11 protein-coding genes are annotated in these 16,220 nt (G+C 38.6%); 8 read left to right on the plus strand and 3 right to left on the minus strand.

The features are described from left to right. Nucleotides 1-85 precede the first annotated feature (85 nt). Nucleotides 86-1,003: a homoserine O-acetyltransferase MetA gene (gene metA, locus BHF68_RS07060; RefSeq protein WP_069642933.1), complete on the minus strand. Its 918-nt coding sequence runs from the start codon at nucleotides 1,001-1,003 to the stop codon at nucleotides 86-88. 79 nt (nucleotides 1,004-1,082) lie between these two features. Beyond that, a complete protein-coding gene (locus BHF68_RS07065) occupies nucleotides 1,083-1,733 on the minus strand; it encodes a hypothetical protein (RefSeq protein ID WP_069642934.1) in 651 nt (216 codons plus the stop codon). 200 nt (nucleotides 1,734-1,933) lie between these two features. On the opposite strand from BHF68_RS07065, the gene BHF68_RS07070 reads away from it, so the two are divergent. The 3 genes from BHF68_RS07070 (at nucleotide 1,934) to BHF68_RS07080 (ending at nucleotide 6,218) form a co-directional block, all read left to right on the plus strand. Next, nucleotides 1,934-2,386, plus strand: a complete 453-nt coding sequence (locus BHF68_RS07070; protein ID WP_141706246.1) for a CBS domain-containing protein — start codon at nucleotides 1,934-1,936, stop codon at nucleotides 2,384-2,386. A 25-nt stretch (nucleotides 2,387-2,411) separates the two neighbouring features. Beyond that, a complete protein-coding gene (locus tag BHF68_RS07075) occupies nucleotides 2,412-3,512 on the plus strand; it encodes a baeRF3 domain-containing protein (RefSeq protein ID WP_069642935.1) in 1,101 nt (366 codons plus the stop codon). A 147-nt stretch (nucleotides 3,513-3,659) separates the two neighbouring features. Next, nucleotides 3,660-6,218: a putative bifunctional diguanylate cyclase/phosphodiesterase gene (locus tag BHF68_RS07080; RefSeq protein WP_069642936.1), complete on the plus strand. Its 2,559-nt coding sequence runs from the start codon at nucleotides 3,660-3,662 to the stop codon at nucleotides 6,216-6,218. A 614-nt stretch (nucleotides 6,219-6,832) separates the two neighbouring features. Here BHF68_RS07080 and BHF68_RS07085 read toward each other — a convergent pair. Then, entirely contained in the window at nucleotides 6,833-8,734 is a 1,902-nt protein-coding gene (locus BHF68_RS07085; protein ID WP_069642937.1) for an MASE3 domain-containing protein, read from the minus strand. A gap of 231 nt (nucleotides 8,735-8,965) precedes the next feature. On the opposite strand from BHF68_RS07085, the gene BHF68_RS07090 reads away from it, so the two are divergent. The 5 genes from BHF68_RS07090 (at nucleotide 8,966) to BHF68_RS07110 (ending at nucleotide 16,119) form a co-directional block, all read left to right on the plus strand. After that, nucleotides 8,966-10,249 carry a DEAD/DEAH box helicase gene (locus BHF68_RS07090; RefSeq protein ID WP_069642938.1) on the plus strand — a complete coding sequence of 428 codons (1,284 nt, stop codon included), beginning with the start codon at nucleotides 8,966-8,968 and terminating at the stop codon, nucleotides 10,247-10,249. A gap of 38 nt (nucleotides 10,250-10,287) precedes the next feature. Continuing rightward, a complete protein-coding gene (locus BHF68_RS07095; protein WP_069642939.1) occupies nucleotides 10,288-11,904 on the plus strand; it encodes an ABC-F family ATP-binding cassette domain-containing protein in 1,617 nt (538 codons plus the stop codon). A gap of 269 nt (nucleotides 11,905-12,173) precedes the next feature. Beyond that, nucleotides 12,174-13,220 (plus strand): TAXI family TRAP transporter solute-binding subunit, encoded by a 1,047-nt coding sequence (locus BHF68_RS07100; protein WP_176719893.1) that lies wholly within the window; start codon nucleotides 12,174-12,176, stop codon nucleotides 13,218-13,220. A gap of 85 nt (nucleotides 13,221-13,305) precedes the next feature. Next, a complete protein-coding gene (locus BHF68_RS07105) occupies nucleotides 13,306-13,833 on the plus strand; it encodes a DUF1850 domain-containing protein (RefSeq protein ID WP_176719894.1) in 528 nt (175 codons plus the stop codon). Between the two features lie 33 nt (nucleotides 13,834-13,866). Then, nucleotides 13,867-16,119 (plus strand): TRAP transporter permease, encoded by a 2,253-nt coding sequence (locus BHF68_RS07110; RefSeq protein ID WP_069642942.1) that lies wholly within the window; start codon nucleotides 13,867-13,869, stop codon nucleotides 16,117-16,119. The last annotated feature ends 101 nt before the right edge of the window (nucleotides 16,120-16,220 follow it).

A 16,220-nucleotide genomic window follows, 5' to 3' on the forward strand; every position in this document is an offset into this window, starting at 1 on the left:
TTATCTCCTTATTTATAGGTTTTTAAACATAATTAAACCCCTACTCATAGAGCAAGGGTCGAGAATTTTAATATGATTGTCTAGTTTATCCAATTTCATTTATGTCATATGGTGTCTGCTGGTAGACGTAGTAGTTTAACCAGTTAGAAAAAAGTAGATTTGCATGCGAACGCCATCTGACTATTGGTTCCTTAGTTGGGTCGTTATTTGGGTAGTAGTTTTTAGGTATTGCAATTTCTTTACCGAGGTTAATGTCTCTGTCGTATTCGTATTTTAAAGTTAGTGGGTCATATTCTGAATGCCCAGTTACGAACACCTGTCGACGATCCTTACTTACGGCGATATATACGCCAGCCTCAGCAGATTCTGACATAATATCTAGCTCTGGGACATTTTCGATATCTTCCTTACGTGTATAGGTATAACGAGAGTGTGGCACGTAAAATATATCATCAAAGCCCCTTAGTAAACGGGTATTTCGAACGTTTACTATGTGCTCGAACACACCAAACTGTTTAGCATCTAAGCTATGCTTAGGGACGCCGTAATGATGATAAAGTCCAGCCTGTGCGCCCCAGCAAATATGGAACGTAGAGGTAACGTTTTTGGCGGACCAATCCATGATTTCTTTTAGTTCCTTCCAATACTTCACTTCTTCGAATGAGAGATGCTCGATAGGTGCCCCAGTAATAATCATTCCGTCAAACTTCTCATGCTTAACGTCTTCGAAGTATTTATAGAAAGCACCCAAATGCTCTAAAGGCGTATTTTTTGATAAATATGTCTTTGGATGCAATAGTACAACGTCAACCTGTAAAGGTGTATTACCAAGCAGACGTAAAAGGTGAATTTCTGTTTGTATCTTTGTTGGCATAAGGTTTAAAATCAAAATCCGTAATGGTCTGATATCCTGATGATATGCTTTCTGTTCACCCATTACGAAAATATTCTCGTTTTGCAAAATTTCTGTTGCAGGAAGATGATCCGGTATCTTTACTGGCACAGCTCAACCCCTCCTCTTCTTAAAAACACGGATTAAAAAATATAATACCATTTTTATAATAATAATGTAAATGGTTTAGCTATAGTTTTCGTTCGATGTACAAGCCTCTAGTATCAAGTTTGTTTTTAGTATAGCTATTTTTATTATGATCATCGACGATACGAAGTTTATACAATGCACGGTGAATTGATACTATTACTTGTTTGAGGGGATCGAATATTATCTCTGTGTTGCTTGCTTTACTTAATTTATTTATAAATTTTTGCGAATCAAAATCGATAAATTCATTTTCCATAAAATATATACCGTAGTGCTGTAAAACGGGTAGGTGCTTTATTATTCTTTTCTCTACATAGCTTGTATGTCTAGTGTTGAGTGAATCATCAAGTGCTCGCAGAGATTCCAAGGTTTTATTGAATTTATTTACTAGGGTGCGCATGTTAATTTCTAATAAATCACTATTAGCGTCAAGGTCCTCTAGTGCTTTTCGCAATGCAAGCTCATTGTGGTAAAAATTCTTAAATTCCTGTTTAAGCTCGTCTATTGACTGGTAGTAGTTGTTGAAGAAATTTAAGAAATGGTCAGAGGGATGTTCTGTGTGATTTCTGGGTTTTCGAGCGGCATCGGCTGCTTCAACTCTGCGTACAGAATCAGGGTTATTAATATGATTGGTGTATAGAAGCTGGAATCTGTTGTTTTTAAGTGATGAGTACCTGCTGACTCTAACCATTGGTAATCCTCCTCAATAAATATCCTTCTAGCTCAATATATATCATTTTCTATATCGACAACCAGGAAATAAACCTTTACTCATTTATTAAGGGATGTTTGGATAGGCTAATATATGCAGCAGATTAATTGTATAGATAAAAAGAAGGGTGTTAAAATGTTTGTAGTAGTTAATATGTTTACTGAATGGAGGCCAAATTTATGACGTTGACTGCGAAGGACATTATGAATACCGAAGTAAAAGTAGTGAAACCTGAGGATAATGTTGAACAGGTTGCCAAAATTCTATTGGAAAATGGCATCAGTGGATTACCTGTAGTTGATGAAAAATTTAAAGTAGTGGGGATGATAAGTGAAGGTGATTTGATTTTTCAAAACAAAAAGCTGTCTCCTCCAGCTATGGTTGACATTCTTGGTGCGATTATTACGGTTGGCAGCCAGGAAAAGTACTTTAATGACCTTAAGCGTACGTTAGCAACTACGGTTAGGGAGCTAATGGTTAAGAATGTTTTCACCGTAAATACAAATACTACTATAGAAGATATAGCTACAGCCATGGTTGATAAGAATATAAATCGTGTACCAGTAGTGGACAACGATAAGTTGGTAGGCATTATAACAAGACAGGATTTAATTCGAGCTGCACATAGATAATAATTACTACACGAAGGGGGATTCCATGAGTATAATAACTCGTGAGGAAATTAAAAGGCTTGTTAACGAGGATAATGAAATTTACATATCGTTGTATATGCCTACAGGAATCACAGGCGCAGATGCAAAACAAGGACAAATTAGACTAAAGAATGTATTAAGGGCTGCCCAAGATCAGCTTATTGAGCATGGCTATAAAAAACCTGGAATTGAAGAAATGACCGATTCCGTTCAGAAGCTTATTGATAATACGTTGTTTTGGAGCTACCAGGGTGGTGGTCTGGCGGTATTTTTATCAGAGAAGGGCATGTGCTACTACCAGCTGCCTGTTGAAGTTCCTGAGCTTGCCGTAGTCTCAGATGGCTATCACCTAAAGCCGCTTATGCAGCTGTTAACAGAAGACGGTCATTTCTATATACTAAGTCTAAATCAGAAGCATGTACGACTTTTCTCTTGTTCTAAGCACTTTGCTAGTGAATTACATTTAGAAGATGTACCGACTGATATCGAGACATATTTAAAGTATGATGATCCTGAGAAGCAGCTACAATTTTCTACACACACGCCAGGAGGTGGTGGGGCAGTAAGGGCAGCTTCCTACCATGGGCATAGTGTTAGTGACGAAGAAAAAACCAATTTGCTACGATTTTTCCAAGAAATCGATAAAGGCGTTCGTAAAACAATTAATGATACGAATGCGCCAATGGTTTTAGCAGGCGTTGAGTACTACCTGCCAATTTACCGTGAGGCTAATAAATACAATGGAGTCGTAGCGGACGGAGTAATAGGTAGCACTGAACAGATGCAACTGAAGGAAATGCACGAGCACAGCTGGAATATTGTAGAGCCTATATTCTCGCAGAAGCGTAAGGAAGCAACGGATCGCTATAATGAATTCAAGGGTACTGGTAGAACTTTGAACGATGTTGAAGAAATTATTAGAGCTGCCTATGCTGGTCGAATAGAAACACTCTTTGTAGCACTTCACGAACAAGCTTCACCTGATAATAGAGATTTACTAAATGATGCAGCGATACAAGCCTATATCCAAGGTGGCGCTGTTTATGTAATTGGTAGCGATGAAGCACCTGATAAACAAGAAGTTGCAGCAGTGTTGCGTTACTAAAATAATACCTATAGCCCTGTCGTTTAAAGACAGGGTTTTTTATTATATAAAAAAACATGGGAAAAGCAGGATTTTTTAGTTGGTAGCAGAATAGTTAATAGTAAATAGGAGTTAGTAAGTAAGCTCGGTTTTCTGGAGGGGTTATCGATGAATCGAAGTTTGAAGGATTTTTTGTTATATGGTGCGGTAATTGGCACTGCAGTTATGCTGCTAATTATGTTTGTAGGGATAACCCTTGGTTATGAATGGTATGTTACTAAGCAAACTGCCCAAAAGACAGAAAAAACAGCAGAAGTTAAATTCCAATCACTATACGAACTAATGCGTAAGGGCTGGACTGGGGAGCAGCTTGAGGAGTTTTTAAGTGCTAACCAAAACACTTATGAAGAAATTAATATGCAGGTTAATTATTATGGGCTAGATTTTCGCGGGGATAACGGGTTGTCGCCAGCTATAGCCGATACATTCAACTCGGGGGAAGTAAAGCACATACAGGATGGGCGCACAGTTACCTACATATACCCAATGACAATAGAAACGGGTTGCCTGAGCTGTCATTACTATGCAACGGTTGGAGAAGTGTTTGGCGTTTTAGAGGTAAGTGAGGATTTAACGCCGATTGTGATGGATGCACGCAGGGATACGCTCTTATACTTACTATCATTATTTCCAATTCCAATAATTGGTGCATACTTGATTTCAAGATACTTAGGCAGACGAATAGATGAATCTATTTATGAACTACAAAAGAGAATTCAAAAAGTTAAAAGCACAGATGATTTACGTTTAATTGAAATGAATAATATAAATCTTACATTTTCCGAAATGAATCAGATGTACAGCGATATCAAAGCGTTAGCTACGCGCTTAAAATCAATATGTGTGGATAAGGATATTTTGGAATTTGAGGTGCAGCTACTTGAGAAGTTTGTTATAACCTCTGAAGTAGTTAAGGATTGGAAAGAGCATGTTAAAATGCTTATGCTGGAAATTAATAAAATCATGGATGTCCATATAATTTTCTCACTATTTAAGGTTGAAGACGAAGATTATGTGCTAGAGGTGTTTTGGATACATACTCCTAATGAGAAAACGAAGAAGACCTTTGAACAGGTAATTAGAAATAAGCTTCTAGCGTCAAGTCTACACAAAGGAAGCGAAGATATTACCCTTGAAATAAACCACAATGTTGCACTTTCAATAAAAGAATTAGAGACTATCGACGAAGAGAGTATTGATTTCCAGACCAAATCATTATTTTTAGAAACTCCACGTATCGGTGGTATAGTAGGTATAGGTGTTAATTCATCACTTACTGAGAACACAACAAAAGCGTTAGTGATAGAGAGCATCCTAACAACTCTCCTAAATGTAATCGGCTCAGTGAAGGCTGTTTCTAAATATACGAAGGAGCTAGAGTACTTCGCGACAAGGGACCCGCTTACCAATCTTTATACGCAACGTGTATTCTGGGAGCTGTTAAGCTATGAGGTACTAAGGGCTTCAAGGCATGGCTACAAATTTGCTGTTATTGTTATTGACTTAGATGATTTCAAGCTTGTCAATGACTTACATGGGCACCTGTTTGGAGATAAGTACCTGCAAGAGGTGGCTAAAATAACAAAAGACGTACTACGAAAAGGGGATGTGCTTTCTCGCTATGGTGGTGATGAATACACAATTATATTGCCATATGCAGATCAGGAGCAGGCACACTTTGTTGGCACGCGCCTGTTAGATAAATTTAGAAACTTTACATTAGAAGCACCTAATGGTAGTAAGGTGAAGATATCGGCGTCGATAGGTATAGCCATATATCCAGACCATGCTAGTGAAGCTAAGGATTTAGTGCTGATAGCAGATAATATGATGTATAAAGCTAAGAATGAAGGTAAGGATAAGGTTGGCTTACCTGATTCGGATGATGTGTTGGAAATATTCAAGACGATTAAAGATAAGAACACTCTTATTCTAAACGCATTAGAAGAAAATAAGGTAATTCCATTCTTCCAGCCAATTGTTGATGCAAAAACCGGTGAGGAACTAGCTAAGGAAGTCTTAATGCGTATTGACTTACCTAAGGAGACAATGGTTGCAAGTGATTTCGTAGAGATTGCGGAAAGCATGGGTATCATTAGTAAGCTTGATTACATGCTAATGGATAAAGCCTTAAAGAAGGTTAGTGAGGAAGGATATGAAGGCTACATCTATTTCAACCTCTCACCAAAGGCACTGATTGTTAGCGATTTTGTGCCAAAGGTTAGGAAGCTAGTTAAGGAGCATGGGGTTGATCCGAAGAAAATTGTTTTTGAAATAACTGAACGTGATACTGTAAAGAATCTTACGGTGCTAGAGAAATTCGTACTTCAGCTAAAAGGTGAAGGATTCCAATTTGCCATTGATGATTTTGGCTCAGGCTTCTCGTCGTTCCAATACATTAAGAGGCTGCCAATTGACATTATAAAGATTGAAGGTGACTTCATCCGTAATATCCATAGCAAATCCGGTATGGATAAGGCGATTGTTCTGAGTATTGTGACCTTGGCGAGGGAATTAAACATTAAAACAATTGCAGAGTTTGTAGAGGATGATAAGATTTATAATGAAATTACAGAATTGGGGATAGATTATGCGCAAGGATATTATGTAGGACGCCCATCGGCACAGCTAAATAAGCACACTGGCGCTGGATCATCTGATGCATAGAATCAATTAAATAAATATAAACTTTAGGCTAGGGCTCCCGCTGTATTTGCAGGGGGAGCTTTGTTATGCAAATTACATTTTAGAGCATGTCTAGTAGTTGTTATATGTTTGCAAAAATGCTATAATAAACTTAACAAAAGTAAATAGCCTAACACCTTAGGAGGCTCAACCATTAGTGAGTTCCGATGATTATAAAGTGTGCTAACAATTGCATAGCAAGCTAATGATCGCTAAGTTCGGAAGCGAATAAAATGTCTGTAGAGACAATTCCTAGATGGATGAGTAAAAGAGTAAGATGGCAAGTAGATTAAATAAAGATATCAGAAGAGTAATTTAGAAGTAAAGCAGGTTTTACATGATGCGTTACGGAACTGACTTACATCAGAAACTGATTTAGTATCAACTGATAAGTGTTTTTTCGTAATATTGACGAAGCAAGATGCATATGAAAGGAGCAAATTGCAAGTAGTGAATTGTAAAGATGAAAGCCTGGTGTGATATGGTTGAGCCTCCTAAGGTGTTAAAAGAAGGTTGCACGTAACGACTCTATGTCATTACGTGCAACCTTTTTTATTATGGGCAATTATTTTCAATTATGTATGGAGCTTATTATTTTAAATTGATGCTTTATCAATGAAGGTATATGTATCCTGACTGTCATTAAGGGGTAATAGAACATAAAATGTTGTTCCCTTATCTGTACTGTGGAAACTAATCTGTCCGCCGTGTCTGTGGATAATGTTATAAGATATTGAAAGGCCAATACCTGTGCCATCTACCTTAGTTGTACAGAAGGGTTCTCCTATTTTGTCGCGAATTTCTTCTGGTATACCTGGGCCTTGATCAGAAATTTTAATTACGATATAGTTTTCATGGGTGTAGGTGGCGATTAATACCTCCTGTCCCTTGGGACTTATATCGATTGCATTTTTGACTATGTTTAATAGTACCTGCCGTATTTCGCCCCTGTTAATATAAGTAGGGGGCACATGAGACAACTGAGTCTTTATCTGGACATCTTCCTGGAGTGCTTGGGCATTGATTAGCGGGAGAATCTTATTGATTTCATCGACAATACAGGTTTTTGCTAATAGTGGCTTATCTGTCTTTGCTAAAGCTAAAAATTCCGTAATAATGCTATTGGCACGATCGATTTCAGAAATAACAAGCTCTAGCTGTACCTTATAATTAGAAAACTCAGGTTTTGTTAAGAACACCTGTGTGAAACCTCTTATCGTTGTCATCGGGTTGCGAACCTCATGCCCTAAAGCTGCAGCAACCTGACCAACTGTGTGCAGTCTGTCTAGTTTAGCAAGCTCAGCTTGGTAATTCAACTGCTCTGTTATATCAAGTGCTACAATTAAATATTGGGTTCGATTGACGGCGGATTTAGCAGTATCTTCAAGGGACTGCTTTGATGTATCCACATAGATTTTCTCACATGCGACTAGTGCGGTGCGGTTCTCGTTGTTTCCATCTGTATATGATATTTGCAAAAAGCTGTCTTCGGTTAGGTCTGTCATTTTAGCCAAATCAGATAGGTCAGATGGGTTGTCTGTTAAATCCTTAATAATAGGTAATTGATTAAGGCTCATGCTGGCAAGTTCATCGAAGCTATGGCCAACGTTTTCAAGCCAGGCGTTATTAGCGTTAACTAGTCTATTGTTTTGTATAATCGCCTTCATTGCAGGGCTATAGGTAAAAACCTTGCGAAAGAGCTTAGTGGTAAGGTTTAACTGCTGGTATGGATAAATGATTGTTTCTATTACCAAAGCACGCAAGATACAGTAGAAAAACAGTACCTTTAAAATATGACCAAGCACAATTGTATAGGATGAGAAATTCGATGCAAATGCAATTACAAAACTTGTTGGTATCATAAGTAATAGTGCAAGCAGAAGGTATTGGTCACTTTTGATATTATCAGACTTAATAAGTAAAATATTACGGATGCTCAATATGTATAGACTGATTATAATAAACTCAATGACTCGTTTAGTTGTCGTGATGCCTTCTGTAGTTTTCATAACAGGCATTATATTGGGAAATTGGATGACGATTTGTGAGATAAGCAATGCGCCGCCAACAAACAGAATGAGCCAAAACCAACGGTTAGTTGGACGAATAGAAAGACCAAGGGTAAAGATAAAAATGATAATCGCTTCAGTAAATCTGCCAAGAGTCCAGAAACGTGTTGATAAATCATACATGCTATCAGGGTATAGACCCAAAAAAGGAAAATAAAGCGTATGATAAAGGTCGAAGATTGCTACAGATAAAAGTCCTAATCCAATAAAGCGGTACTTGTTCGAAGCTAAATCAAAGAGCGTCCAGGCAACGATAAAAGCACAAAAGGCTACAAATATAGCTATAAGCTCAAGAATAGTATGTTGCAAGCCAGTATTGCTAGCCCAAAAAGGAGTATAGAAATAAGAAAATATGATAGCGGCAGCTATCAAGATGACGTATTTAATAACAAGTTCCTGGTTGAACGTAACTTTACTTGATGCATACACGACTATCACCACCTATAATAAAGAACAATATTAAGAGCAATCTTGAAGAAACAATTACTTTCCATTTTATATGATATAGGACATTTGTGCTAGTAATTTATTTGCACATTTTGCCTGGGTTACGCGTTTATTTGTCTTTTGCAGCTTTAAAATGTATACTATGGTGTAGTTTAAATAGCTTTACAGCTAATTTTACAAATGACAGTAATAGTAAAGAAGGAAGGTGTCAGAATGCCAAAGGATTTTTTTCAACTGGGGATTCGACGTAATATAACTGATGCACTAAACAATAATGGAATAACAGAAGCCACGAAGATTCAGCAGGAGACCATCCCACTTTTATTGAAAGGTCGGGATGTAGTAGCCCAGGGGCAGACAGGAACGGGGAAAACATTTGCTTTTATTTTGCCGATGCTACAAAGAATCAACACGAAAGCAACATCTATTCAAGGTCTAATTATTACACCGACAAGGGAGCTCGCAATTCAGATAACTGCAGAGCTTAACAAGTATGCAGATTTAGTAGATGCGAAAATCCTAGCCTGTTATGGTGGACAAGATGTCGATAGACAAATTCAACGTCTGCGTGCACGCCACATAGTAGTGGGGACACCAGGGAGGATTTTAGAACATATTGGCCGAGGCACAATAAATTTAGCTGATGTAAGTATGGTCGTTTTAGATGAAGCAGATCAAATGCTACATATGGGATTTTTGCCAGACGTAGAGGAGATTATCAGCAACACATCGTCAAAAAGGCAGACGATGTTGTTCTCCGCTACTATCCCTAAGCATGTTCGCATGCTAGCTAAGAAATACATGAAAAAACCAACCCATATACAGGTTCAGGTTAGCAAAAAAATCACCTTAGACGAAATCCAGCAGATAGTCATACCAATTGAGGAGCATAAGAAGTTAAGCGTATTAGCAAGCTTAATTGATAAATATCGTCCATACTTAGCGATGATTTTCTGCAAATCGAAGGAGCGGGTCAAGGAAGTATATGACCAGCTCGTTGAACAAGGCTATGATTGCGAACAGCTCCATGGTGAACTATCTCAGGCCAAGCGACAGCAGGTAATGAAGCGTTTTCGAGAAGCTAAGCTACAGCTTTTAATTGCCACGGATATAGCGGCGCGGGGGATTGATGTCGAAGGTGTTACCCATGTATTTAGCTATGATATACCAAGAAACTCTGGAGATTATATTCACCGCATTGGCCGCACAGGGCGCGCAGGTGAGGAGGGGCTAGCAGTAACCTTCGTAGCTCCAACGGAGCACCTGGCACTAGAAAAAATTGAAAAAGGCATTGCAGCAAAAATTGAACGTCGTGGTTTAGATGGAGAAACTGTACTTAAGCCTTCCAATAGATTGCATAAGCTACAAATTAAGGCTGCTACATCAAATAAGCAAAAATCCGCTACTAGGGGCAAACCTGCTGGGAAAGCTACTGGTAGAAAAACTGGTAAAGTAGGCTTGAAAGCTAATAGAAGTCAAGGAAGAAGAAGGAAATAGGAAACACGAAAAATTTTAAAGGTGGAGGAATTACAAGTATGATCAGTACTACAGGTATCAGTTTGCAATATGGGGGACGCAAGCTATTTGAAGATGTTACTATTCAGTTTACAGAAGGAAACTGCTACGGGCTAATTGGGGCTAACGGAGCAGGGAAATCAACATTCTTAAAAATATTAGCAGGCGATATAGAGCCTAATAAAGGCTATGTATCTATACCTCCCAATGCTAGGCTAGCAGTATTAAAGCAGGATCACTATCAATTTGAAGAAGAGCAAGTGCTGCGCGCAGTTATCATGGGTCATAAAAAGCTTATAGAAATTATGGAAGAGAAGGACGCTATATATATGAAAGCTGATTTTTCTGACGAGGATGGGATTCGCGCAGCTGAGCTAGAGGGTGAATTTGCCGAGCTTAACGGCTGGGAAGCTGAGTCAGAGGCGGCGATTCTTTTATCGGGCTTAGGTATTTCCGAGGATTTACATGAAAAGAAGCTAAAGGATTTAAGCGGTGCGGAAAAAGTAAAGGTTTTACTGGCGCAGGCGCTATTTGGGCGTCCAGATATTTTACTACTGGACGAGCCGACTAACCATTTGGACTTGAAGGCAATTGAATGGCTAGAGAACTTCTTGCTTAACTTTGAAAGTACTGTAATCGTTGTGTCCCATGACCGTCATTTTCTGAATAAGGTTTGTACACACATTGCAGATGTTGATTTTGGTAAAATTCAGCTTTACGTTGGTAACTACGATTTTTGGTATGAGTCGAGTCAACTAGCATTAAAGATGGCTAGGGAGCAGAATAAAAAGCAGGAAGAAAAGATTAAAGAGCTACAGGCCTTTATTGCCCGCTTTAGCTCGAACGCATCTAAGGCTAAGCAAGCAACCTCGAGGAAAAAATTATTAGATAAAATTACACTTGAGGATATTAAACCATCGACAAGGAAGTACCCATATATTGATTTCAAGTCTGACCGTGAAGCTGGTAACGATTTGCTTCGCGTTGATAACATTAGTAAGACAATCGACGGTGAGAAGGTATTAGATAATGTAACCTTCATTGTAAGTCGTGGAGATAAGATTGTTTTTACAGGTCCAGATGAAATTGCGAAAACAACTTTGTTTAAAATCTTAATGGGTGAAATAGAGCCAGATAGCGGCTCCTTTACCTGGGGAATTACAACATCGCAAGCTTATTTTCCGAAGGATAATTCTAAATACTTCGAAGGTGTAGATTTGAATCTAGTAGACTGGCTACGCCAATACTCTAAAGATCAGACGGAGAGCTTTATCCGTGGTTTCTTAGGACGCATGCTCTTTTCTGGTGAAGAAGCACTTAAGAAGGCCAGTGTCCTGTCTGGTGGCGAGAAGGTCCGCTGTATGCTGTCACGAATGATGATAAGCGGTGCTAATGTGCTATTGCTGGATGAGCCGACAAACCATCTTGACCTAGAATCTATTACGGCGTTAAATACTGGCTTAACAAGATTTAATGGGACAGTCCTTTTCACATCCCATGACCGTCAGTTTATTGAGACTATTGCCAACCGAATTATAGAGATTACTCCTAATGGGATAATTGACAAGCAATGTAGCTATGAAGAATTCCTAGAGAATTATGAATTACAAAAACAGCTAGAGACAATGTATTCATAATTTAGTTAGCGACAATGTATTATGGTTTATATGGAGAGCGAATGAAACATAGCATCGTAGCATATATATATGCCAATACAGTAACTTTGTTTTACGTGTAGTGATGAAACAACAGGTGAATATGAAAGAAAAAAGAAGATATATCTACTTATCTATAGCCTAAATACCTATGATTCCGAAAAAATATGAGCATAAATGATGAAAAAAAAATAGACTTAATGTAAAATAGTACTAGATTTATTTATAAAAAATGAAATGGGGGAATGAAAGTGAACAAGAAACTGATGATTTTCTTAACAGTTGTACTTGCCTTCTCGCTTGTAGTAGTGGGTTGTGGAGGTGGTGGCGACACTACGGCGGAGCCATCAGATCCAGGTGATACGCAACAGCCTGCTGATCCAGCACCTGCTCCAAGCGCACCATCACCAGGGGATCTTAACTTACTGATGGCAACTGGTGGAACTGGTGGGACTTACTATCCGCTAGGTGGTTCGATGGCTAATGTTTGGAACAGGAACATCGACGGTATGAACGTAACAGTTCAAGCAACAGGTGCGTCTGTAGAGAATTTACGCTTATTAGCAAGTGGTGAGGCAGAGCTTATCATGTCTATGAATGGACCTGCAACTGCTGCTTTTGAAGGAACAGGAGCTTTTGAAGGTAATGCTTTAGACTTTAGAGCGGCTGGCGTTATTTATCCAGAAGTTATGCAAGTAATAGCTCCAGTAGGTACAGGTATTAAGAGTATTGAAGATTTAGTAGGAAAACGCGTTTCTATTGGACCTCCTGGAAGTGGTACTGCAACTTCGGCAGAAGCAATATTAGAAGCATTCGGTATAGATCCTGATAATGACATTCGTAAGTTCCAGGATAACTTTACAGATGCAGCACGTAAGCTAAAAGATGGTGAGTTGGATGCAGCGTTTGCAGTACTTGCAGTTCCTGCAGCTAACGTAATTGACATCACAACTGCTACTGATGTTAATGTTGTCAACATTCAAGGTGAAGGCTTAGACAGATTATTAGAAATGGACCCAACCTTCTCGCCGTTTGAAATTCCAGCAAACACATATGACGGCCAAACAGAAACTGGATATACCGTTTCTCAATGGGCTGTATTATATGTACCAACTGATATGGATGAGCAGGTAGTATATGACTTAACTCGTGTTATGTATGAGCGTCAGCCAGAGATTGCAACTGGTCATGCTCGTGGTGATCAGATTTCATTGGATAACGCAATGCTAGGAATAGACCCAGTTCCATTCCACCCAGGGGCGTTAAGATACTTCCAAGAAGTAGGATTGGCTAACTAATATGAGACAAAATTCAATGAGCACCTCAAAAGGTGCTCATTATTTTCCTTTTTTTTTAAAATTAGGCTTCATTAGTAGCATAGTATTGTTACTATTTTTTTTGCTGTATAGCTTAATTGCATCATTTGATAAAAGTGACATAGAGCAGGCACTGGAAGATGAAAAGAGCAATATGATAGAGAGTTTACAGTTGTATATCGTTGATGGACGCACTAAAGATTTATTATATAATCGGAATATAGAAGTAGAAGAAACCTTTACCTTAGAATATATACACTCCGTTACGAATAGACGGGTGTTTGAAGAATATAGAGTTTATAATGAACAACAAATTGAAATCTATGAGATGAGATTTGATGAATTTGGAGCTAATCTACCAGTAGGTCCAGAACAGGTAGATGGATTTTGGACAGAATTCATAGTTTCCGATGAGTACTACATTGTTAGATATCAGAATCGACTATTTGATAGAATTCCACTTCAAGTAGGAATTGTCGTAGCTGACCATACCATAGTTTTTGCAGATGGTGAACGACTGCGTCTACGCGACATTATTACTGACAGGAGCTTTATAGAAATTTTAGTTATATTACCAAATGAAGAAACCGCATAACTATGATAAAGTAGATAGGGGAGGAGGTAAGCTATGGTTGACAAGCAAGATAATCAAGAAAATCAAGCAAATAGAGATAACCAAGGCAATCTAGATAACCAGGAAAATATTAAGACCATAGATAAGCCTATTGAATTTGATGTAAAGGGCGAGCAGGCGGAAAAGGCTGAGAAGGTCCTAAAAGAGTTTGATAAAAGTAAAAATTACCGACAAGAAATGCATGTAGCTTGGAAATGGATTATTGCAATTTTGGCGATATCATTAAGTGTATTTCAATTATATACTGCTATTTTTGGCACACTACCATCAAACCAACAGCGTGGATTTCATGTGGCCTTCGCATTAGGACTTATATTCTTATTATATCCTGCTGGTAAACGAGATGAAAAACGACCGTGGCTATCTTGGGTAAACACTGCAATTCTACTAGGGGTTGTAATATATTTATATATTAAAGCAAGCATTAGTATAGAAATTGCTGGTGTATCAGCATTGGTATTAATTTTGTTCCAGCTTTCTAAAAAGTACCATATAGGAAAAGCAGGGATAAACGTATATGATGTACTATTAGCAACATTTGGACTTTCCGTTGGTTTGTATCATTTCTTTTTCTATGAAAGCATTATTAGTAGGGTAGGTATGTACAACAATATAGACTTCATGATAGCGGCAGCAGGTGTATTGTTAGTTATGGAAGCTTCCCGTAGGGTTGTTGGTCTACCAATTGTAGTAGTGGCAAGTGCAATGCTAGTCTATGCTTATTTGGGGCCTTACCTACCAGAGTTTTTCCAGCATCGTGGTTACAGTGTACAGAGGATTATTTCTCACTCGTTTTTGAGTATGGAAGGTATCTTTGGAATTCCTATTTCTATTTCAGCTACCTTTATCTATTTATATATTTTATTTGGAGTTATACTGCAGCGCACAGGATTAGAGAAGTTTTTCAGCCAGCTAGCGATGTCAATGGCAGGCTGGATGACAGGCGGACCAGCGAAGGTTGGTGTTTTGACAAGTGTGTTTTCGGGAACGATTACGGGAAGCTCAGTTGCTAACACCGTAGGAAATGGCGCATTTACAATTCCAATGATGAAGCGGGCAGGTTATCGTGGTGAATATGCAGCTGCGGTAGAGGCTGCCTCATCTACGGGTGGACAGATTATGCCACCAATTATGGGATCGGCCGCATTCTTAATGATAGAATTTACGGGTCTACCATACAGCGAAATATTAAAGGCAGCTTTAATTCCAGCGCTACTCTTTTTTACGGCGCAATTTATAGCTGTTCATTATGAATCTAAGAAAAACGGTATTATGGGTATTGCCAGAGACCTATTGCCGAAATTCACAACACTCATGATTACCAAAGGTTACATGCTACTTCCGATTGCTGCGATTATCTTTGTATTAAGTTCGGGACAGTCACCTATGAAGGCAGCCTTATACGGAATTTACACGGCAATTGGTATGAACATAGTAGTGATGATTCTAGCCTTTATCTTAAACAAAAAACAGGAGCTTGATGAAAAGCTGACAGGCGCTATCGTCATTCGCATATTGATTGATTCAGCTCGAACTGCATTGCCTGTTATAGCGGCGTGTGCTGCTGCAGGTATTATTGTAGGTGTTATTACACTAACGGGCTTAGGTTTACGTATAGCAGGTGGAATTATAGAATTAGCGAATCATAAGCTATTATTAACGATGGTGTTCACAATGATTGCTAGTATTATCTTAGGGATGGGCTTGCCAACTACTGCTAACTATGTAATTGTTGCAACTATGGCGGCTCCAGCGTTACTAGCATTTGATAGCGTACCAGTAATTGCTGCTCACTTATTCGTATTCTACTTCGGAATCGTAGCGGATATAACACCGCCAGTAGCCTTGGCGGCCTATGCGGGCTCAGGGATTGCAGGTAGTAATCCGTTTAAGACTAGTATGTATGCAGTGAAAATAGCTATAGGTGCCTTTATCATACCGTATATGTTCGTACTATCACCGATGCTATTAATGCAAGATGTAACGGCAATAGGTTTGATAACAGCCGTCGGTACGGCGATAATCGGTATGTTCTGCATTAGCACTTCGTTGACAGGTTATATTGATAAGTATCTGACGGTCTTTGAACGTATTATTCTTGCGGTAGCAGGATTAGGGTTATTATATGCACACTTAATTACAGACCTATTTGGATTATTAGTATTCCTAGGGGTTATTACGTACCAAAAATTAAGTGTTCGTAAAGCTAAGAAGCTAGAAGCTAACATGAAAGCTGAAAGCATGTAAAATCACACATTCGATTGAAATTTTTAAAATTCAGTTGTAATCCCACAAATTAATTATTCGCATGCTTATAGGGTTGAGGCGCACAATATCGCTTCAGCCCT

The organism is Desulfuribacillus alkaliarsenatis (assembly GCF_001730225.1).
Taxonomy (GTDB): domain Bacteria; phylum Bacillota; class Bacilli; order Desulfuribacillales; family Desulfuribacillaceae; genus Desulfuribacillus; species Desulfuribacillus alkaliarsenatis.

Coding starts and splice junctions, on each gene's coding strand:
- BHF68_RS07065 (WP_069642934.1), bottom strand. CDS start 1,733: ATGGTTAGAGTCAGCAGGTACTCATCACTTAAAAACAACAGATTCCAG.
- BHF68_RS07070 (WP_141706246.1), top strand. CDS start 1,934: ATGACGTTGACTGCGAAGGACATTATGAATACCGAAGTAAAAGTAGTG.
- BHF68_RS07075 (WP_069642935.1), top strand. CDS start 2,412: ATGAGTATAATAACTCGTGAGGAAATTAAAAGGCTTGTTAACGAGGAT.
- BHF68_RS07080 (WP_069642936.1), top strand. CDS start 3,660: ATGAATCGAAGTTTGAAGGATTTTTTGTTATATGGTGCGGTAATTGGC.
- BHF68_RS07090 (WP_069642938.1), top strand. CDS start 8,966: ATGCCAAAGGATTTTTTTCAACTGGGGATTCGACGTAATATAACTGAT.
- BHF68_RS07095 (WP_069642939.1), top strand. CDS start 10,288: ATGATCAGTACTACAGGTATCAGTTTGCAATATGGGGGACGCAAGCTA.
- BHF68_RS07110 (WP_069642942.1), top strand. CDS start 13,867: ATGGTTGACAAGCAAGATAATCAAGAAAATCAAGCAAATAGAGATAAC.